Origin of the sequence: Pseudomonas mucidolens, assembly GCF_900106045.1 — a bacterium.
Classification (GTDB): domain Bacteria; phylum Pseudomonadota; class Gammaproteobacteria; order Pseudomonadales; family Pseudomonadaceae; genus Aquipseudomonas; species Aquipseudomonas mucidolens.
In genome coordinates this window covers 4,751,036-4,772,445 of record NZ_LT629802.1, presented here as the reverse complement: position 1 = coordinate 4,772,445, position 21,410 = coordinate 4,751,036, and the positions used below count along the sequence as shown (strand labels likewise).

General features: G+C 56.6%; 13 protein-coding genes and 3 pseudogenes. 11 read left to right on the top strand and 5 right to left on the bottom strand.

Features of this window, described 5'->3' with window-relative positions:
- Window positions 1-14 precede the first annotated feature (14 nt).
- The 4 genes from BLU75_RS21955 to BLU75_RS21935 all read left to right on the top strand — a co-directional run bounded on the left by BLU75_RS21955 (window position 15) and on the right by BLU75_RS21935 (window position 12,424).
- A complete protein-coding gene (locus tag BLU75_RS21955; RefSeq protein WP_090221562.1) occupies window positions 15-10,373 on the top strand; it encodes a two-partner secretion domain-containing protein in 10,359 nt (3,452 codons plus the stop codon).
- On the top strand, window positions 10,373-10,846 hold the full coding sequence (gene comJ / locus BLU75_RS21950; protein ID WP_084381432.1) for a competence protein ComJ: 474 nt from the start codon (window positions 10,373-10,375) through the stop codon (window positions 10,844-10,846). The genes BLU75_RS21955 and comJ overlap by 1 nt, the downstream gene beginning before the upstream one ends.
- A 495-nt stretch (window positions 10,847-11,341) precedes the next feature.
- The gene (locus tag BLU75_RS21940; RefSeq protein ID WP_084381431.1) at window positions 11,342-11,572 is read left to right on the top strand and encodes a hypothetical protein; all 231 of its coding nucleotides are present in this window, start codon (window positions 11,342-11,344) and stop codon (window positions 11,570-11,572) included.
- A 156-nt stretch (window positions 11,573-11,728) separates the two neighbouring features.
- Window positions 11,729-12,424 (top strand): transposase, encoded by a 696-nt coding sequence (locus tag BLU75_RS21935; protein ID WP_084381430.1) that lies wholly within the window; start codon window positions 11,729-11,731, stop codon window positions 12,422-12,424.
- 141 nt (window positions 12,425-12,565) lie between these two features.
- Here the strand turns inward: BLU75_RS21935 and BLU75_RS21930 are convergent, their stop codons facing one another.
- A complete protein-coding gene (locus BLU75_RS21930; protein ID WP_165447493.1) occupies window positions 12,566-13,081 on the bottom strand; it encodes a hypothetical protein in 516 nt (171 codons plus the stop codon).
- A gap of 193 nt (window positions 13,082-13,274) precedes the next feature.
- A pseudogene (locus BLU75_RS21925) lies at window positions 13,275-13,538 on the bottom strand (integrase core domain-containing protein); the annotation flags it as partial.
- A gap of 64 nt (window positions 13,539-13,602) precedes the next feature.
- Between BLU75_RS21925 and BLU75_RS21920 the strand changes: the two are divergent.
- Window positions 13,603-14,979 (top strand): IS30 family transposase, encoded by a 1,377-nt coding sequence (locus BLU75_RS21920; RefSeq protein WP_084381428.1) that lies wholly within the window; start codon window positions 13,603-13,605, stop codon window positions 14,977-14,979.
- A 7-nt stretch (window positions 14,980-14,986) separates the two neighbouring features.
- Here the strand turns inward: BLU75_RS21920 and BLU75_RS21915 are convergent.
- A pseudogene (locus BLU75_RS21915) lies at window positions 14,987-15,951 on the bottom strand (IS3 family transposase); the annotation flags it as partial.
- A 258-nt stretch (window positions 15,952-16,209) separates the two neighbouring features.
- On the opposite strand from BLU75_RS21915, the gene BLU75_RS21910 reads away from it, so the two are divergent.
- Window positions 16,210-17,340 carry an S-type pyocin domain-containing protein gene (locus tag BLU75_RS21910; protein ID WP_084381427.1) on the top strand — a complete coding sequence of 377 codons (1,131 nt, stop codon included), beginning with the start codon at window positions 16,210-16,212 and terminating at the stop codon, window positions 17,338-17,340.
- Between the two features lie 12 nt (window positions 17,341-17,352).
- Window positions 17,353-17,592, top strand: a complete 240-nt coding sequence (locus BLU75_RS21905) for a pyocin S6 family toxin immunity protein (protein ID WP_084381426.1) — start codon at window positions 17,353-17,355, stop codon at window positions 17,590-17,592.
- A 42-nt stretch (window positions 17,593-17,634) separates the two neighbouring features.
- Here the strand turns inward: BLU75_RS21905 and BLU75_RS28005 are convergent.
- Window positions 17,635-18,081, bottom strand: a pseudogene (locus BLU75_RS28005) (integrase core domain-containing protein); the annotation flags it as partial.
- Window positions 18,082-18,096: 15 nt separating this feature from the next.
- Entirely contained in the window at window positions 18,097-18,363 is a 267-nt protein-coding gene (locus tag BLU75_RS28405) for a hypothetical protein (protein WP_130909387.1), read from the bottom strand.
- A gap of 529 nt (window positions 18,364-18,892) precedes the next feature.
- Here BLU75_RS28405 and BLU75_RS21890 point away from each other — a divergent pair.
- Genes BLU75_RS21890 through BLU75_RS21875 form a run of 4 tightly spaced genes read left to right on the top strand, consistent with a single transcriptional unit; the run spans window position 18,893 to window position 21,240 of the window.
- Window positions 18,893-19,474 carry a hypothetical protein gene (locus BLU75_RS21890; protein ID WP_084381424.1) on the top strand — a complete coding sequence of 194 codons (582 nt, stop codon included), beginning with the start codon at window positions 18,893-18,895 and terminating at the stop codon, window positions 19,472-19,474.
- Window positions 19,475-19,517: 43 nt separating this feature from the next.
- Window positions 19,518-20,201, top strand: a complete 684-nt coding sequence (locus BLU75_RS21885) for a CsgG/HfaB family protein (protein ID WP_084381423.1) — start codon at window positions 19,518-19,520, stop codon at window positions 20,199-20,201.
- A 29-nt stretch (window positions 20,202-20,230) separates the two neighbouring features.
- Window positions 20,231-20,593 carry a DUF4810 domain-containing protein gene (locus tag BLU75_RS21880; protein ID WP_084381422.1) on the top strand — a complete coding sequence of 121 codons (363 nt, stop codon included), beginning with the start codon at window positions 20,231-20,233 and terminating at the stop codon, window positions 20,591-20,593.
- On the top strand, window positions 20,590-21,240 hold the full coding sequence (locus tag BLU75_RS21875) for a DUF799 domain-containing protein (RefSeq protein ID WP_084381421.1): 651 nt from the start codon (window positions 20,590-20,592) through the stop codon (window positions 21,238-21,240). The genes BLU75_RS21880 and BLU75_RS21875 overlap by 4 nt, the downstream gene beginning before the upstream one ends.
- The last annotated feature ends 170 nt before the right edge of the window (window positions 21,241-21,410 follow it).

Genomic DNA, 21,410 nt, shown 5'->3' with positions numbered 1-21,410 from the left:
TCGAGAGTTTGAAAATGGACGTTCGCCAATTTGCCTTCCTGGTTCGCCAGCCTTCTGCCACCCTGAAAAACCGTGATGCGTTCTGGGGCCTGCCCAAACGCGGGGTCGCGCTGATTCTGGCGAACGCCATGTTCTGGCAGCCGTTGCTGGTTCAGGCCGAAGGCATCGTGGTCAGCGGTCCGGGTACAACGCTCGGGCAGGCGGGCAATGGCGTGCCGGTGGTGAACATCGCCACGCCGAATGGCAGCGGCTTGTCCCACAACAAATTCAAGGACTACAACGTCGGCGCCAACGGGGTGATCCTCAACAACGCCACCGGCCGCACCCAATCGACGCAACTGGGCGGGATCATCCTCGGCAACCCCAACCTCAAAGGCGGCGCCGCCAATATCATCCTCAACGAAATCAACGGCGGCAGCCCCAGCCAACTGCGTGGCTACACCGAAGTCGCGGGCCAGTCGGCCAAGGTCATCGTTGCCAACCCGTATGGCGTGACCTGCAACGGCTGCGGCTTCATCAACACCCCCAACGTCACCCTGACCACCGGCAAACCCATCCTCGATAACGGCCGCCTGGACCGTTACCAGGTCGATGGCGGCGCAGTCACCATCGATGGCCAGGGCCTCAACGCCAGCAACGTCGACCGCTTCGAAATCATCACCCGCTCGGCCAAGATCAACGCGCAGATCAATGCGCGCAATTTGACCGTGATCGCCGGGCGCAACGACGTCAATGCACAAAGCCTGAAAACCACCGCGCGTGCTGACGACGGCAGCGTCAAGCCGGAACTGGCGATCGACTCCTCGGCACTGGGCGGCATGTACGCCGGCGCGATCAAGCTGGTGGGCACCGAAGCCGGCGTGGGCGTGAAGCTGGATGGCACGCTGGCAGCGAGTGGTGGGGATATTCAGCTGGATGCGAATGGGCGGTTGAGTATGGTCAACGCCAAGGCCAGCGAAGCGATCGTCGTCAAGGCTGACCAGCTTGATGCCAGGGGGGCGGTCTACGCTGGAACCCGTATCGATATGCAAGCCTCCACGGGCCTGAGTAACCAGAAAAGCCTCGCCGCACGTGACAGCATTACTCTCTCCAGCAAGGGGCAACTGGTCAACAGCGGCATCATCGAGGCCGGCGTCAATGCGGATGAAAGCCGCAATCTGAACGGTGATGTCAGCCTGTCAGCGGCGAACCTTACGAACACTAAAAGTGTGGTTGCGAGTCGTTCCCTGACGGTGGCCGCCGCAAAAAACCTGGATAACCAGGGCGGCACGTTGAGCGGCGCAAAAGTCGTGGCCAACGCCGGCCAGCTGGATAATCGCGGTGGCCGCGTTCTCGGTACCAACTCGCTCAAGGTCAATGCCACCGGCCTGGACAACCGTGCTACAGGTCTGCTGCACAGTGACAACACCGCTGACGTCGCGGTTACGGCTGCCCTGGATAACCAAAACGGTCGAGTGATCGGGCTCAAGAACCTGACGCTCAACGCCGGCAAACTGAACAACGACAACGGCCTCGTTGCCAGCCAGGAAAATGCGCGCGTAACGGCTGGGCAGGTGAGCAACCGTGCGGGCGAGATCTCCGCCAGCCAGGCCACGCTTACCGCGACTAACCTGGACAACCGTACTGGCAAGTTGCTGGGTGACGCGCTCAGTGTGAGCGCCAGCAATGCGATCGATAACCGCTTGGGGATTTTTTCCGCGACCCGCTTGCTGACGGTGAAAGCCGCCAGCCTGGATAACAGCGATCAAGGTTCCGTCGTCAGCCAAGGCAGCTTGAACGCCTCTATCGCCGGGCTCTTTGACAACCGCAATGAAGGCAACCTGGTCAGCCAGGGCGCCCAGCAGGTTGCCTTTGGGCAGTTCAATAACAGCCAGGGCGGGCTGGTCTCCAGTAAAACGACGCTGGCGCTGCACGGCGATAACCTGCTTAACCAAGGCGGTCTGGTGATCGCTGACGGCGCGCTGACCTTGACCGGTGGCAGCGTTGATAACAGCCAGAAAGGTGTCGTCAGCAGCAAGGCGGACACCCGCGTCGAGCTGGTCAGTCTGAACAACAGCAACGGCGGCAGTCTGAACAGCGATGCACGGCTGACGCTCAACGCCAAGCAACTCGAAAATGGCAGCGGGCGCATCAGTACCAAAGGCGATCTGACGGCGACTGTTGGTGTACTTAATCAACAAGCGGGTGAGTTGGTCAGTGAAGGTGCGTTGACCCTCACGGGTACCACGCTGGATAACCGCAACGGCGGTCTCGTTGCGGCCACTAACGGCGTGGAGGTTCGCAGCCAGAACATCCTCAACCAGAAAGGCGAAATCTCCAGCCAGGCCACGGTGGTGCTGGTGGCCGATCAGTTGAATAACAGCACCGGCAAGGTGATTGGTGACAGCGGCCTGAACCTGACCGTGCAGCGCTTGATCAATCAAAGCAAAGGCCTGCTGGCGGGGCGCGAGAGCCTGGTACTGAGCGGTGGCCAACTGGATAACCGCGTGGGCGGGCGTATCACCAGCCAGAAAAACCTGACGCTCAACCTGACCGGGGATCTGCTCAACCAAGGCCAGGGCACCTTGCTCAGTGAGGGCGGATTAACCGTCAAGGCTGGCACGCTGGACAACAGCCAGGGTGGCATTCTGTCGGCGGCCAACGCGCTGTCGGTGACGACCAAGGGATTGCTGAACAACCAGGCGGGCAAGCTGCTGGCCGATGGTACCGCCACGCTGGTGAGCGCCGATCTGAACAACAGCCAGGGCGGCGTGATCAGTGCCAAGCAAAACGTCGACGTGCGCAGCGCGAGCCTGAATAACAGCCAGCGTGGCAGCATCAGCAGCGATGCCGGGATCAAGCTCAGCGCCGGGCAGTTGAATAACAGCCAGCAAGGTTCGATCTTTGCCAAGTCCACGATCAAGGCCAACTTGACCGGGCTGGACCAGCAGGACCGTGGCGAGTTGGTGAGTAATACCGGCATCGAACTGGACTTGAATAACGGCCAGCTGATCAACCGTAACCACGGCTTGATCGCGACACCGGGCCAGTTGCTGTTGAGCAACCTGGGCGCGGTCGATAACAGCCAGAACGGTGAAATTTCCAGCGCCCAGTCACTCGAGTTGACGACAGATGCGCTGAACAACCGTGGCGGCAAAGTCATCAGCGGCGACAGCCTTCAAGTGCGTGTTGCCAAAGCGTTGGATAACAGTGTCGAAGGTATCTTGTCGGCCAAGAGCCTGCTTCGGGTAGACGCAGGCAGCCTGGATAACCAGGCCGGTGGCGCACTCGCCAGCCGTGGTGCCTTGAACCTCAAGGTCAGCGACGCTCTGGACAACCGAAACCAGGGTCTGATCAGCGCAGCCACCGTGCTCACGATCAACTCGGGCTCACTGAACAACAGCGACAAAGGCCGCCTCTCGGCGGGCACCGTGCAAACGCTTGTCACTGGCGCTGTGGATAACAGCCAGGGCGGGCAACTGGTCAGCGATGGCAGCCTGACGGTCACTGCGGGTGACGTGAATAACCAAAGTGGCGTGATCGGCAGTCAGCAAATCTTGCACCTGACCACCGCCAACCTCGACAACGGCGCGGGCCTGATCAACAGCCAAGGCGCTCTCACGTTATCGGGCAAGCGTGTGGATTCCAGCCTGAATGGCGAGATATCGGCCAAGGGTGACTTGAAGCTCGTCGTCCAACGGTTGATCCAGCGTCAGGGCCGCTTGATCGGCGAGCGCGCCGTAAACCTTGACCTGCAAGGCGGCAACCTTGACAACAGCGCGGGCTTGATCAGCGCCAAAGGGCCATTGACCTTTGCCCGGCTGGCCAACCTGAACAACCGCGAACAAGGGGAAATCTCCAGCCAGACGGCGTTCACCGTAAAAGCCAAACGTATTGATAACGGTGATCGCGGGGTCATCCTCAGCGCCGATCAACTGCGTCTCGAAGCCGACACGATGGTCAACGCCGACAAAGGGTTGATCTCGGGCTGGAACGGCCTGACGGTGGTTGGCAGCACCCTGGACAACAGCGCCCAGGGTACGCTGTCGAGCAAGAGCGGCACCCTGAAAGCCACATTGACCGGCGCGTTGGACAACCATGCGGCCGGGGCGCTGGTCAGCCAGGGCGCGCAAACCGTGCAGGCGGCGAGCCTGAACAACGACAAGGGGATCGTTTCCGGTCAAGGCGACGTGAACCTGATCGTCGCGGGTGTTCTGGACAACAGCAACAACGGTCTGATTTCCGCCGGCCAGGTATTGGACTTCAAGCACGCCCAGAGCACGATCCTCAACCGTGGCGGCCGGATCAACGCCGCCAACATCGCGCTGATCGGCCAGAGCCTGGACAACAGCGCCGGGCAACTGATCACTCAGGGCACGCTGCAAGGCACCCTCAGCGGCGCATTGATCAACGCCAACAAGGCTCGCCTGGCCAGTGGCGCCGCCTTGCTGCTGAACGCGGCCAGCCTGGATAACCGTGGCGGCCAACTGGTCAGCCAGGACCGGCTCGACCTGACCCTCGCCAGCGGCGATCTGGATGACCGCGACAAAGGCACGCTGGCCAGCCAGCAAGACCTAGTCATCAAACTGCTCAAAGGTGACCTCGACAACCAGCAAGATGGTTTGATTTTCAGTCAAAAGGGCAAGCTCGATATCGCAGCGCGAACCCTGAATAACCAGCAGGGTACGCTGCAAAGCCAGGCCGACAACCTGTTGCGCCTGACAGGTGAACTGAACAACCAGGGTGGCCGGGTCGATAGCCTCAGTGGCAATCTCGATCTGCAAACGGCGAATGTCGCCAACAGCGCTGGCGGTGTGCTCAACAGCAGCCAGGGCTGGATCAAACTGGTCACTGGGCTGTTTGACAACAGTGGCGGCATCACCCAGGCGCAATCGCTGGATATCGAAGCCAAGGGCGGGCTGCTCAACCAACTCGGGCACCTGTCTGCACTGGGCGGTGAAAACCGTATCGTTACCAGCAGCTTGAACAACCAGGGTGGCGGCCTGTATGCCGACACGCTGCTCAACGTCACCGCCCGGGATTTCGATAACCAGGGCACGGCGGTCGATAACGGCGGCAAGGTCGGCGCACGCAACATCGACTTCGGCCTGACCGGCACCTTGAGCAACGGCTATGGCCTGATCGAAAGCGACGAAACCCTGCGCATTGCAGCGCAAGCCATCAACAACGTCAGCGGCAATCTGCGGGCCATGGGCCGCACCGGCAACACCAATATTGATGTTTCGGGCCTATTCGATAACCGCCTCGGCGCGCTGGAAAGTGCCAACGAACACCTCAACCTGCAAGCCGGTGGCCTGGACAACAACGGTGGGCGCATCGTCCATACCGGCACCGGCACGTTCGACCTGACCTCGGACCAAGTCACCCGTGCTGGCGGCAGCTTCGTCACCAACGGCCAACTGGATATCAAGGCGGCGAGCTGGACCAACAGCAGTGTGATCCAGGCCGGGCACTTGAACCTCGACATCGGCCAGTTCACCCAGACCGCCAGCGGTCAGTTGCTGGGCGCGCAAAGCCTGACCGGCAGCGGCGACACCTGGACCAACGAAGGCCTGCTGGCCAGTGACGGCAACCTCAAGCTGACACTGACCGGTGGCTACAGCGGCAATGGCCGGGTCAGCAGCCTGGGCGACATGACCCTCACCAGCGCCCAAATGGACCTGGGTGACAACGCGCGTATCGCTGGCGGCGGGCTTACTCAGATCAACAGCACCGTCCTGAACAACCGCGGGCGGCTGACCTCCATCGGCGACCTGACAGTCAACGCCACCACGTTGAACAACTACGGCACCCTGGGTAGCGCTGAAAAAGTCCGGCTGAACACCACCCACCTGCTCAACGACAAAGGCTTGCTCTTCAGCGGCAACGACATGACGTTGCGGGTCAATGACTTCAGCAACCGCTACGGCGACGTCTACAGCCTCGGTGGCCTGGACATTGCCCGTGACGATGCCGACGGGCGCAGCAGCCTGATTGAAAACGTCTCAGGTAGCCTGGAAAGTGCCGGCAATATGCGTTTGCTGGCGGATACGCTGAGCAATCGTCGAGACCAATTCAGCACCGAGAAGAAGCTGGTATCGGGCAACCTCAATATCTATTGGAACGACTACTGCAAGGGCAAAGGCTGCGAGCTCTACTTTACCTCGGTCGAGAAATATGAAGATGTGATCACCGGCAGTTCGGCGTCAGCCTTTATCAACGCCGGCGGTGACCTGACGGTGGGCAGCCAGACCTTCGATAACCTCTACAGCTCTGTGTCGGCGGCCAAGAACATCCTGATCAACACCGATGTGCTGAACAATCGGGGCGCAGCCGGCGGTGAAGAACGTCATCTGAATTCAGGGTTCTATACCCGTGATCGCAGCTATTACAGCACCTTTATCAATCGCCAGAACCAGTTCAACGTTTACAACAGTCCGACGTCGGGAGACTACCGCCCGGGTGAGATGACCATGGCCAAGGTCATGGACGGTATCGGTAACTTCTACGAAACCAGCACCTATGTAGTGCCGACGTCGGGCAGCGTCCTCGCCCAAGCCGTGATCCAGGCGGCGGGCTCTGTCACGATCAACGCGACACAGGAAATCAACAACAGTGTTGTCCGCCCGAACGCCACCGATATCAACACCCCGGCGGCCAACCGCAACACCAACTCCGAGGTATTCGCCTCCACGGTAAAACCGGCGATCACCGCGCAACTGCCACCCGACCTGGCCCAGCGCCAGGTCAACCCGGTGACTTTGCCTGGATTCAGCTTGCCCACTGGCGAGAACGGTTTGTTCCGCCTGAGCGGTCAGCAAGCCAAGGCTGACGGTGCCACCAGCGCTTCGACGGCCAATGCGGACTTCAGTGTCGGCGGCCATCAGATTGCCGCGAAAGACCGGGAAAAGACCCTCGACTACGCCGCCGTGCAAGAGCGCGGTTTTAATGTCGATGGCCAGCCCCTCAGCGCTGCGGTCAACGGCCAAGGGCCGCTGGTCCTGGACAGCCGCGCACCGTCGGTCAACCGCGTGCAAGGTCTGCCGGAAATCGCCCCGGTAGACAACAGCCACAAATACTTGATCGAGACCAACCCGGCACTCACCGACCTCAAGCAGTTCATGAGCTCCGACTACCTGCTCGACAAGCTCGGCCTGACCCCGGACGAATCCAATCGGCGCCTGGGTGACGGCCTTTACGAGCAACGCTTGATCCGCGAAGCCGTGGTAGCCCGCACCGGCCAACGCTACATCGACGGCATCGCCAGCGACGACGCGCTGTTCCGCTACCTGATGGACAACGCCATCTCCTACAAGGACTCGCTCAACCTGCAACTAGGCGTGGCCCTGACCGCTGAACAAGTGGCGGCGCTGACCCACGACATCGTCTGGATGGAAGAAGTCCAGGTCAACGGCCAAAAAGTCCTGTCCCCCGTGCTCTACCTGGCCCAGGCCGACAACCGCCTGGCGCCCAACGGCGCGTTGATCCAGGGCCAGGACGTCAGCCTGATCACCGGTGGCGACCTGCACAACAGCGGCACCTTGCGCGCGGCCAACAACCTGAACATGGTCGCCGGCAACATCGACAACAGCGGCCTGATGCAAGCCGGCAACCGCCTGGAGATGCTCGCCACCGACTCGATCCGCAACACCCGTGGCGGCGTGATCACCGGTCGCGACATCAGCGCCACCGCGATGACTGGCGACATCATCAACGAACGCACCGCCACCACCTTCAAGCAGGAAGGCGAGGGCTATCAACTGCGCAACGACGTGGTCAGCGAAGGGTCACGCTTCGAGGCCACCGACACCCTCAAGCTCAGCGCCGGACGTGACCTGCTCAGCATCGGCAGCACCCTCAAGGCCGGTGGCGATGCAAGTGCCGCCGCCGGGCGCGACGTGATCATCGCCAGCCAAACCGAACAGGACGACTACGCCTACCAACGCCGACGTATCAAAGGCACCGAGCAAACCATCCTGCAACACGCCTCCAGCGTGGAAGTCGGCGGCAACCTGGCCCTCGATGCCCGACGCGACATGGCCGTCATCGGCAGCACTGTCAGCGCCGAGAAAAACCTCAGCGCCAAGGCCGGTGAAAGCATGACCCTGGCCGCTGCCGCCAACGAACAGCACGAGTATTCCAAAGGCAAAAAAGGCGACACCAAAACCACCACCCAACTGGACAACGTCACCCAACACAGCGCTGAACTCAAAGCCGGCGGCGACCTGATCGCCATCGCCGGCACCGACCTGACCCTGGTCGCGAGCAAAATCAGCGCGGGCAACGAAGCCTATGTACATGCCGACAACGAACTGAACCTGCTGGCGGCACAGAACAGCGATTACACGCTGTACGACATGACGAAAAAAGGCGGTTGGGGCAGCAAGAAAACCCAGCGTGATGAAGTCACCGATGTGAAAAACATCGGCAGTGAAATCAAGACCGGAGGCAACCTGACGCTGGAGAGCGGCGGGGACCAGTTGTATCAAGCGGCGAAGCTCGACAGTGGCGGGGATATTGCGATTGTCAGTGGTAGGGCGGTGACGTTTGAGGCGGTTAAGGATCTGCGGCAGGAGAGTCATGAGAAGAGCAATGACAACGCCTTCTGGGTCTCGTCCAAGGGTAAGGGAAACACCGACGAAACCTTACGCCAAACGCAGATGATTGCCGAAGGCAGCATCGCGATCAAGGCCGTGGAAGGCCTGAAAATCGACGTCAAGCAGGTCAATCAACAGACCGTCAGCCAATCCATCGACGCGATGGTCAAGGCGGACCCGCAACTGGCCTGGATCAAGGATGCTGAAGCTCGGGGCGATGTTGACTGGAGGCAGGTCAAGGAAATCCACGACAGCTTCAAGTACAGCAACTCGGGGTTGGGGCCGGCTTCGCAGATCATTATTGCGATTGTGATGGCGGCGGTGGTTGGGCCGATGGCGGCGGCGGCGGCAGGTGGCGGTGTGGGTGGCGCCATGGTGGGCGCTGTAGCCGCAAATGCGTCGACTAATGCCACTGTCAGCACGGTCAACAATCGAGGCAATCTCGGTGCGGTCGTCAAGGACGTGACGTCATCCGATGCGATGAAGGGGTATGCGATTTCCGGGATCGCCGCGGGCCTGACAGCGGGTTATTTCGACAAGTGGACCGGGACCGAAACCACCACGTCGATCAGCAAAGTTACTGTCCCGGGATCGCTGAGTACCTGGAGTGGTGTTGGTCAGTTTGCAGCCAACCAGACGTTACAGAACGGCACCACCACGTTGCTGAGTAAAGCGCTTGGACAGGGTGGCAGTGCCGGGGATGCGTTGAAAAACGCACTGTTCAATACGTTAGCCGCGGCCAGTTTTAACTTGGTGGGTGATTTCACGAAGGGTGTGATCAGGGATGGTACGGCTCCGAAAATTGCGATTCACGCGATGGTCGGTGGTTTGTTGGCTGAAGCAACCGGTGGTGATTTTAAAACGGGTGCGTTGGCGGCGGGGGCGAACGAAGCGCTGGTTACTCATCTGGATACGTTGGTCAAGGGTAACGATGAGCTGCTGACGATGAGTTCGCAGATCGTTGGTGTGCTGGCGGCGGCAGGGCAGAAGGATGCCGATGCTGCCAAGATGGAGAAGGGTAGCTGGGTTGCGAAGAATGCTACGCAGTACAACTACTTGCTTCATCGTGAAGTGAAGGAAATGCTTCAGGAGGTTGATAGTAAGAACACAGAAGAAGAAAAGAGAGAGGTTCGGAATCGATACGCTCAACTTGATCAGGAACGAAATGAACAGTTGGGTGAGGTTTGTGCTAAGACACCAGACATTTGTAAGTCTATTTCTGCAGAACTTGTTAACGATGACCAGAAATTGGCTGACTTGGTTAGCCAGTTAAGGGCGCAGGGTAAAGGCGGAGCGGCGCTTGCGGTTGGCAGCTATATTGACAGTAATTTATCTGCGACTAATATAATTGCAGCGGAGATAAAAGCTGCAGACGGCGGTGCTTTGGAAACACTGGCCGCTGAGGGTGTTAAGGCCGGTGTTGGTGTTGTGGCTATTAAGCCAGGCGCAGGGAAAGGAAAGCTTCCTCCGAGTGAAAAAGAAATACTACTATCTCGAGAAAAATACGGAGAAGCGGCTGACCATATATCGGATGCACAAAAAGCCGGTCACCCCGATATATTAACAATCGAAAGGTCAGGGGCCAAAGGGAACAGAAAGGAATCTATTGGCGGCCTTCCTAAAGTCCCTGGAAAGCAGTTGGACGAGTACCCGCCAGCAATGTTTAAGGAAGGTGGAACTGGAGCGAGTGTTAGGCCGATAAGCCCGAAAGATAATATGGGCGCTGGTGCATGCATAGGGAATGCATGTAGAGGATTATCAGATGGAGAGAAAGTCAGAATTAAGGTAGTGGACTGATGGCTAAAATTGAAGAAAGTGTATATTTGTCATATTCACAGTTTTGCGTGTTTATGAGTTCGCTCGATCAGCCGTATAACGATTGGAGTGATAGGAGTTACACGCAAGGATTCTCCTGGCGGGTAGGAAGCGTTTCTTTTAGAGCAATAGTTGATCAGGGAGATCATAAGGTTAATATTTTTCTCAATGAGGAAGAACCCGCGCTGGGCACTGAAGTAGTGCGGGCATTTAGAGTGCCATTCATAATTAAAGACAAAAATATTGAAGTTGGTAGCATATCGGATGCGATTCCTCTAGAGATACCTGAAGGAGAGTATATTCTTCGGGTCGAGTTTGTCAGCCCGTCTTCAGATGGTTTATATGAGATAAATGTCCGTTTTAATAAAGGGGTTTGTGATTTTGAAGTGCTAAGGGCGGATGCTGAAATTAATGATCAAGATGAATTTGATATCAATGCGGCTCCAGCGACTTGAAAAATGCAAAAGCAGGGGGCGGGCCACGATTTTCCTAAGTGAAATTTTAGGTTAGATGATTAGTTTGTGGGTTGTGAGACTTCGATCTTTAATAGTTTAGCTTTTATTTTTCGTATCTGGGGGCTTTAAGCCCAACCAGATTGGGCGGCAATAAACCGCCCACTTTATTTATGAAATCTGCGAACTCAATCTTCGTCCAATCACGTCCATCAAATCGCAGCCATCGCGCAGCGGAATAGCTAACAGGTGCGCGAAGTCGTGAAGGATGATTGCATCACTGCTGAGGTCCTCCCGAAATGAAAAAGTGAAAAAGCAGTGAAAAAGTGAAAAAGTGAAAAAGGCGAAAAAGGGGACAGATTTATTTTTCACCCTTGTCCCGTCCTGAATAAGGTTTACACCTTCTGATCTCTCTTCAGGAATGGTAGCCTGGGTTTCGGAAAAATAAATCTGTCCCCTTTTCCGGACCGGAGCAGAATTAAAGAGTTGGGGGCAGCAATGAGCATTGAAGACGTAGTGGCTGATAGGCTTGGAAGAATAGTTGCGGATGAGTTTGATATTTTTAAAATATCAAAAAAGGCACTTGATATTTATCAAGATCCAAGTTTTTCACTCACGGAAAAGTTAAATTTTGCGTTGTTGTCACTAATGGCAATGGCCGAAGGACCAGAGTTTGAGATGACAGAAAAAGAGTTTCATGAATTTTTATCTGATATTCGAAATATGTAGTCTCTTCAAAATACCTATATTGGTCAGGCATCGACACCGGCCCTGCACCCTGACTGCACTCTAGAACCAACACTACAAAAAAAGAAGAAAAAAAGGGGACGGATTTATTTTTCACCCATCTGCTAGGCTGTAAGCTCTTAAGGAAGGAGATTACTTATGCCCCGGATGGGTCGTGTTGTTCTGCCAAACTATCCCCACCATATTGTGCAACGTGGCCATAATCGTCAGGTTGTATTTGCAGCAGCGGAAGATTATCTGCGCTATATAAAAGATCTCCGGGAATTGAAGGAGGTATGGGGCGTAAAGGTATACGCTTATTGTTTAATGACCAATCATGTTCATTTGCTAGTCGCGCCAAGTGAGTCGGCCGCTGGGTTGGGACAGTTAATGAAGGCGCTTGCAGCGCGGGCTACGCGCTATCGGAACCGGTTAGAAGGGCGAACAGGTACGTTATGGGAAAGTCGCTACAAGTCGAGCATCGTACAGTCTGAAAAGTATCTTCTGGCGTGCTGTCGATATATCGAGCTGAATCCTGTCCGTGCCTGTATGGTGACGAGTGCAGCCGACTATCTATGGTCAAGTTATAACGCTCGCGTGGGCGTTTCTCCTGAAAGCGATTGGTTGGATCTTGATGCGTGCTTTGAGATGCTAGGTGACACTGCGGAAAACCGTCAGGAGAGTTACAAAAAATTTATAAGTCAGGCTGTTTCAAACGAAGAGTTGAAAACAATACGCTTGGCGCTACAGCGCGGACAACTTACTGGAACTACTCGATTCATTGATGAGGTCGAGCGTATCGCAGGCATCCGAATCGAGCATCGAGGGCAGGGTAGGCCGAGGAGTGATAGATGAAAATAAATCTGTCCCCTTTTCCATCTGAGGAATCCATTCAAAGTATCTGGTCAAGTCCCATGCAAACAGCTGGTCAGGTCGAATGCAAATGGGTGGTCATATGCAACGCAAAAGGGTGGTCAGGTAGGGTGCAATTTTCCACTAAAGCGTCGGTAGCCGGTCTAACGCACAATTGCGGTCCATTTTCGGCTCATCGGCCATGGGGACGCGCGCACCCGAATCGACATTGAATATGTCAATGTAACAACGGCTCAGCGAGCCCGGGACGTCGACAATCCCTCCTTTGATCACGTAACGTGCGCCCGGCGCAAATTCGCTGACAAACGCTACGCTGCACGAGCGATTGGCATTGGCCGCGCCGCGCATCACCAAGTGCAGCGGCTTGCCGGCTTCAATCGGAAAAAACCCTTCCGGCGTCGATACATTCTTATAAACGGAAACCAGCTGTCTCCCCACCCCCGGCTCAGTCGCCACGGTTCTGCCGTATTTGCAGCCGATGGCAGGCGCCTCGACCAGAGACACACCGTTTCGATAATTCTCCATCGACACCAATTCGCTGCGGATAATCGCGTGAGGCGCTCCCGCAGGCACAAGGTATTTCGGCGCTGGAGCGCAGCCTGCAAGCAGCAGAACGGAACACAGGTAAAGAGGCTTCATAATTTCCTTATTAATGTCTGTATGGGGCGGCATTAACTAGCCTGATGAATCAGAATGAGTCAAGAAATAAGTGAGAAGAGTAGGCGTCTGACCAGGTTTGTGTCCCGTCCTGAATAAGGTTTACACCTTCTGATCTGTCTTCAGGAATGGTAGCGCGGGTTTTGTCTAGTCCTGAAATAGGTTTACACCTGTTTCACCCCAACGCCCGATGCATCGCATCGGGCGTTTTGTATTTCAAAGACAGGTGCGGTCGTTCGCGGTTGTAGATCGATACCGACTCACTCACCATCTTCTTCGCCTGCGTTAAATCCTGTGGTCGCTGGAGCAAAAGCTCTGTCTTCAATATTCCATTGACCCGCTCTGCCAAGGCATTTTGGTAGCAGTCATAGCCGTCCGTCATCGAACACCTGATGCCGTGTTTCGCGTGCAGTTCCTGGTACATTCCCGAGCAATACTGGGCGGATTCAACCGGTCGTCGCAACACCTTGATCGAGGTGTTTATGGGACGACCCGCAGGATGGATGCAAAAATTGACGGGCCGGGGAGCGATGCGTTCTCCAGGTGCACCCTCACTTCGTAATGAGATCGAGCGGCTATTTTGGGTGCAGATTGCAACAGGCATCACAAGCGAAAAAGCAGCACATGCCGTTGGCGTATCAACAGCGGTAGGTACACGCTGGTTCCGTCATCGAGGCGGGATGCCATTATTCATGTCGAATCACATATCAGGACGATACTTATCGTTTGCAGAGCGAGAAGAGATCGGGCTGCTTCGAGCGCAAAGTGTTGGCGTTCGTGAGATTGCCCGTCGCCTTGGACGAAGCCCATCGACAATTTCACGGGAGCTGACACGAAATGCTGCTACCCGTTGCGGTCGGCTTGAATATCGAGCGTCAGTAGCGCAATGGAAGGCAGAACTGGTGGCCAAGAGGCCGAAACCAGCGAAACTGGTCACTAACCCGCGACTGCACCAGTACGTACGCGACCGCCTTGAGGGCAAGGTTCAAGACGCCGATGGCCGTGAGATTCCTGGGCCTCGGCAAGCGCCCTTCAAAGGCCGAAATAAACCGCATCGCAGTGACCGTAAATGGGTCAATGGCTGGTCGCCTGAGCAGATTGCCAACCGGCTCCAGATCGATTTTCCGGATGATGAATCCATGCGCATCTCTCATGAAGCCATATATCAGGCGCTCTACATTCAGGGTCGAGGAGCTCTCAAGCGCGAACTGGTGAGCTGCCTGCGCTCAGGACGAGCACTGCGCGTGCCGAGAGCCAGAGCGCAGGCCAAAGTGTGGGCACACGTCAGCGAGGACGTCATGATCTCCAGTCGCCCTGCTGAGGTAGAAGATCGGGCTGTACCCGGGCATTGGGAGGGCGACCTGATCATCGGTCTGAACCGTTCTGCGATTGGAACTCTGATCGAGCGCTCAACTCGATTTACCATGCTCGTCCATCTGCCTCGCGAGAAAGGTTATGGGCTAATTCCCCGCACGAAGAACGGCCCGGCGCTGGCTGGCTATGGGGCTGTTAGTATGGCCAACGCATTGAAGAAGTCGGTGACTGATCTTCCCATCGAGCTGTGGCGATCTTTGACCTGGGATCGTGGAAAGGAGCTGTCGGATCACGCTCGATTTACCATCGAGTCCGGAGTAAAGGTTTTCTTTGCTGATCCACATAGTCCATGGCAGCGCGGCACAAACGAAAATACGAACGGCCTTCTACGGCAATACTTCCCGAAAGGCACTGACCTCTCTCGTTGGAGTGCCCAAGAAATACAGGCGGTAGCTCACGTACTTAACACTAGACCTCGAAAAACACTCGGCTGGAAAACACCTGCCGAAGCACTGAATGAGTATCTAAAGTCTGTACAACAATCCAGTGTTGCGACGACCGGTTGAATCCGCCCTGGCTGCCTCTGTCCGAGTGATGAACCAGTGGCCGCACGGTTTGACGGTGTTTCACCGCCCGGCGCAGCGCCTGTGCGACCGACTCGGTGTGCAGGCTTTCATGGACGTGATAGCCCACCATTTTTCGCGAAAAAGCATCCGTCACAAGGCTCAGATAGGCCACGCCTTCCTGAGTGGGCAGATAGGTGATGTCAGCCACCCAGACCTGTTCCGGGCCGCTGGGAACAACCTGATCAGGCCCAGGTTTGAGCAGGTTCGGATGACGTCGAAAGCGATGATGGCTGTCGGTTGTCTTGTGATACGCACGTTTGCGGGCTACCAATAAACGCCGTTCCCGCAGAATCGAAAACAGGCGATCTCGCCCCACTTGCAGCTCAAGCAGCGGCTGACATTGCAGCAGGTAATGCAGTTTTCTAGTGCCCAACCGCGGCTGCCGCAGGCGCTTTTGCTGAACGAAAGCGGCAACTTTCTGATCCAGAATCAGACGAGCAGCATCGGCTCGATTGCGCTTGTAGTAAGCCTGTCGGCTTATCCCCATGAACTGGCAAGCCCTGCTGACGCTCAGGTTTTGGATTCGTTTTTGCGCGAGGACTTGCCGGGACGCTTTTTTACGACAGAGAGACCGTAGTCATTTTTTAAGACGTCTACGATCGCCTCGAAAAACTGCGCTTTCTGATTGGACAGCGCCAACTGCTCTTCAAGCTCTTTGATGCGTTGCTCTGGCGTTAATGGTCGGTTTTTGTCGGGCATAGACCCCATCCTCGGCGAGCCAATGTATGTGCCTGGGCTCCAATCTTGCCGACCATGCTTGCGTAACCACGTCAGAACGGTCGTTTTACCTTGAATCCCGTAGCGCTCCTGAGCCTCTTTATAACTCAGCTCGCCTTTTTCGACCTGGTCGACGACCGACAATTTAAAGGTCAGCGTGTAGTCTCGCTGACTACGTCTTTTTCCTGCTTCCATTACGCCCTCCTGAAAATAGATCAGAAGGTGTAAACCTTATTCAGGACGGGACATTTCTGAAAAATAAATCTGTCCCCTTTCCGTCAATCTGTCCCCTTTCCGTCGTCCCCTTTCCGTCACTGGTCCCCTGTCCCCTTTTCCCTAACTACCCTGAAGTACACTGCCGCGCTGAAATCCCCAGTTACCACGTCAAATTGACCCGAGACGCTATTGGACGGCAACCTTCTCGGTTTGATATGGACTCATACAGGACTTCGCATGACGAAGGACGATAAGGACGACCCTTTTTTAGACTCGCTCTGGCATCAGAAACGCCCAAACGGTGGCGCCTCATGGGCAGCGTGGGCAAAGCCCTCTGTGCCAGAACCGGTGTACGTCCCAAAAGATGAATGGCCATCCCCCAAGGAACGTGCCGACCTGGTCTTCGCCAAGTCCTGCGTCTCTGAAAACTGGTGCAGCACAGATGCAGGGACGGCCACCGAGCCCGCCTCCAACTTCGGCAACATCATGGTCGTTGCCTCCATGCTTTTGCCTTCTGCGTCAGATGCAATTGCAATGGCCATCGGTGCTGATGCCGGGCTAGCCCGTATTGCTGGCGGCGGCATCATGCAACAGCGTATGACCTGGGCAATACGTGGCGCGGGGGGACCGGTTAGCGTTTTTATAATGGGCATGCTCCCCGCCAAAATGGGCGACGGCACACTCCATACCGACGAACAACTGCGCAGCATGAGCAAGGCCACTACACGGGTGCGCTTTCAGTTCCGACGTGATGCCGAAGGCGTACTACAGATTTACGGTATTCACACCGGCGCGTCAGGTGATGACTCAGTACGCATCGTGCAGGTGAAGTGGAACGCAACCAAGACTGCGATGGAGGCCGAACTAAATGGGATCACCATCCTCTGGACGCCGCCACACAGCTCTTCAGGAATGCCTCCACTGACTTACCCCGACGAAAGCGGTAAGCAACTGGGCACCATCCTCGTACACCCGATCCCGGAGAACACCGACAGCCAGCTTGAAGGCTTTCCCGGCGATGACATTACAACCGACGACTGTATTCTGGTCTTTCCGGTAGATACAGGCCTAAAGTCGCTGTATGTGGTGTATGCAAAACCGCTTGGTGGTGACCATAGCTATCATCCAGCACCAAAAGGATTAGCAGCTTTCCCCGATGCAGTACGAGATAACCCTAAATCTAGCGTTCAAGGGGGCGGTAAAAAACGGAGCCGCTGGAAAGACAAAAAAGGCAAAATTTATGAGTGGGATAGCCAGCATGGAGCCGTGGAAATATATGACAAACAGGGTAAACACTTAGGTGAGTTCGATCCCGACACTGGCGAGATGACCAAGCCACCAAAGCCAGGCCGAACAACACCAAGGTAAAGGGAGAAACACATGTTCTTAGAAATCACAGGATTTCTTGCAGATGACAGCGAAGATAGCTCAATCAAATTTGAACTGGACGTGCAACCTGAGTTTGAAAAAGCAGTAATGGATATTCTAGGCTGGGAAAATTTAGCTGCCGAATGCGATGGCGAGCTGCTTTTGACCGATGAGCAAGTCCGGAAAATTTCCTCAGCCATAAATGAACAACTGCCAATGACGTTAGACATGTTTATAGGTGTACGAGGCTAATACCCTGGACTTGCCCCTACAAAACCGGACACCAACTCCCGGTTAAACTGATGCAACTGCCAAGTGCCTGGATTCCCTCGGTGAGCGATAGTTCAAGGCGCTATGCGGATGCTGCTCGTTGTAGTGTTCGAAGGCAATTGCCAGGTTCCGCAACGCCGTTTCTCGATCCGACTTGGGCATGTGCGCCGCGTAGTCACGCTTATCGTCTTCACGAAACTCTCGGCCATGCCATTGCTCTACGGGCTGCGTACCGGGGTGGCCACCGGCTGCAAACCGATCTGTCGAGCAAACAGGCGCGCCTGTTCAGCGGTATAGGCTGAGCCGTTGTCGCTTCGCCAGTGCGCCGGGCTGTTTGATCCGGCGCTCCAGCAGCAAGTTGTGATCGCGCATGACCCCGTAAACCCGCTTCACGTTGATCGTCGGTAGCGACTGGGTTTCACGTGCGCGACGCAGTAATCCCCAGACACGACGGTAGCCATAGCTAGGCAACTTTCAACTACCAACTCAGCATCGTTCACAGACTTGCTTCGCCGCACTTTGGGCGATACCGATTGCTTGATTCGAACCGTTAATTACGAGCGCGCCACACCGAGACATACGCTGACCAACTTCACGGGTCATCATTCCGTCGGTGAACTGTTCGAGCAGTTGGGTTACCGCTCGAATGCGGTGTGCGGCGGCAGCGTGCAGGACGTCGAGAGGGGATTGAGTATCGATTAACAGTGCGGGGATTGTGCAGTCGTGGCCGGTAAGAGGCATGTATCGATTCATGGATGAAACCTCGGTCAATTCAATTGAGGCTGTCATCTATCGTCGCCAAACGAATGGGTGACAGCTGTACGCAGGTTGGCGAACCGGGACCGAGTTCCGGCAGACCCGAAGAACTCCCACGCACAGCTGCCATAAAGCAGCGATGCGGGTACAAAAGCCCCTGCAACAAGCAGATAGCTTTCGTATACGGTCAACGGATCGCCAAACCCGATCGCCCTGTTGGGCGACCGCCGGACTAAAAGTCCCACGCCTGAATCGACGCAAGGCGCCACTGCGCCGTAGCCAATGAAGCCCCCTGTAGGAGCGAGCTTGCTCGCGAAAATCGTCAACGATTACGCGTGCACCCAGGCAGAACCTGTCGTGCTCAGGTTCTTCGCGAGCGAGCTCGCTCCTACAGTGGCCGCTGTTGAATGGTTGAAGCTCAGGCAAACTGGAGCGGCGGTGGATAAAACAACTTGAGAACCGCTTTCAACCCCGTAAAATGCGCCAGCCGTTACACACCGGACACTTTTCAGGGACGAAATCAGACATGCGTGTTTTTGCTTTACTCCTGGCCCTCTCCTTCCTGGCCGGTTGTGCCTCCAAGCCCGATTACTACATTTCCCCCGCGCCCGTCAGCATTCCCAAGACTGCGACCTTTTGGGTCGATACCTTCGACGTGGAAGTGGTGGGGCAGAACCCGCGTTTTCTGCCGGACGCCAAAGTCCGTGAGCAATTGGGCGTCGATCTGGTCGAGCGCCTGCTCAAGGCCAAGCGTTATGCGACCAGCAAGGCGAGCGCCGATTACTTGCTGGACGTGGATATCGTCTACACCCGCCATATCGCCGACTCCAAAGGCGGCCTCAGCACGCTGATCGTCGACGACAACACGATCCTCAGCAGCATCGACTTCAGCTATCAGGTCAAGGTCAAGCAGGCCGGCGCCGAGGTGCTGCACTTTGCCCAGGCTCGCGAGGGGCTGGTGCCCAACAATTGGGCCGGCCAGGCGCAGCAATGGAAAACCATCGGTGGAATCGTCACCAATACCGGCAACGCCAGTGTCGAGCTGCATTTCACTGGCGGGCTGAGCCGCTACATCCTTGATGACCTGCGTGACATCCCGTCGCGCTAGTTGCCCCCTGAACACCCTGGATTTCTTTACTTAGGAGCACCCCGTGAAAACACTGTTCAAAACCCTGCTGTCGGGCCTTGCCGGCGCCGCGCTGCTGACGTTGGCCGGTTGTGCCGCCACGGAAAGCTCGCGCGCGCTGCAGGTCGAGAAAGTCGCCAGCGCCGGCGTGGTCTATTCCGGTGTGCGCGTACCGATTGCCGTGGGCAAGTTCGACAACCGCTCCAGCTACATGCGTGGGATCTTTTCCGATGGCGTGGATCGCCTCGGCGGTCAGGCCAAGACGATCCTGATCACCCACTTGCAGCAGACCAACCGCTTCAGCGTGCTGGACCGCGACAACATGGGCGAAATCTCCCAGGAAGCGAAAATCAAAGGCACTGCACAGAAGCTCAAGGGCGCTGATTTCGTGGTGACCGGCGATGTGACCGAGTTCGGCCGTAAAGAAACCGGTGATCGCCAGCTGTTCGGCATTCTCGGCCGTGGTAAGACCCAGGTGGCCTACGCCAAGGTCAACCTGAACATCGTCAACATCAGTACTTCGGAAGTGGTGTATTCCACCCAGGGCGCCGGTGAATACGCACTGTCGAACCGCGAAGTGGTCGGCTTCGGCGGCACCGCCAGCTACGACTCCACCCTCAATGGCAAGGTCCTGGACCTGGCCATGCGCGAAGCGATCAATCGCCTGGTCGACGGCATCAATGCCGGCGCCTGGAACCCGCGCAACTGATTTAATTGTTTTCAAGGAGCAGTACACGGATGAGCAAGGCAGTGAAGTTGGCGCTGATGCTGACAGCAATGGCAGTGGTCGCCGGGTGCCAGACGGCACCCAAGCCGCTGTATCAGTGGGAAAGCTATCAGCCGCAGGTTTATGAATATTTCAAGGGTGAGCCCAAGGAAGCCCAGGTCGAAGCGCTGGAGCGGGATCTGCAAAAGATCAACGCCAGTGGTCGCCAGGCCCCGCCGGGTTATCACGCGCACCTGGGCATGCTGTACCTGAGCATGGGCAAGGATGATCAGATGGTGCAGCAGTTCCGCACCGAGAAGGCGCTGTTCCCCGAGTCCGCCGCCTACATGGACTTCCTGCTGAAGAACGCCAAGGCCCCCGAGGTGAAGAAATGAGACTGTTGAAACTTACCGGGGCCTTGCTGGCCCTGGCGTTGCTGGGCGGTTGTGCCGCGCCCAAGACGGTTGATTACTCGGCGTTCAAGCAGTCGCGGCCGAAGTCGATCCTGGTGTTGCCACCGATCAACGAATCCCCGGAAGTGCAGGCGTCCTACAGCCTGATGTCGCAGGTGACCTACCCGTTGGCGGAAGCTGGCTACTACGTGTTGCCAATTGCACTGGTCGACGAAACCTTCCGCCAGAACGGCCTGACCACCCCGAACGACATCCAGGCGCTCCCACCGGGCAAGCTGCATGAGATTTTCGGGGCTGATTCGGCGCTGTACATCACCGTCAGCGAATACGGCACCAAGTACATGCTGATCACCAGTGACACCGCAGTGACGGCTTCGGCCAAACTGGTGGACCTGCGCACCGGCACCACGCTGTGGACCGGTTCGGCGCGGGCCTCCAGCGAGGAAGGCAACAGCAATGGTGGCGGCCTGGTGGGCATGCTGATCACGGCGGCGGTCAAGCAAGTGATCAACAGTTCCACCGACGCGGCGCATCCGATTGCCGGTATCACCGGTGCGCGCCTGCTGTCGGCCGGCCAACGCACCGGGATCTTGTACGGGCCGCGTTCGCCGAAGTACGGTACGGACTGATTTTCAGAAGCAACCCTTTCAAGGCCTTTGAAAAACCAGTCGCATTGAATTGATACCGAGCTGTCGCGATGACGGTCTGCATGTGCCGTTTAAAATGCGGTTGGCAGTGCGATAAGGGGCGGGCTTGAGATCCGCCCCTAACCCTCCCGAAACGTTGGACCGCCCTGAGG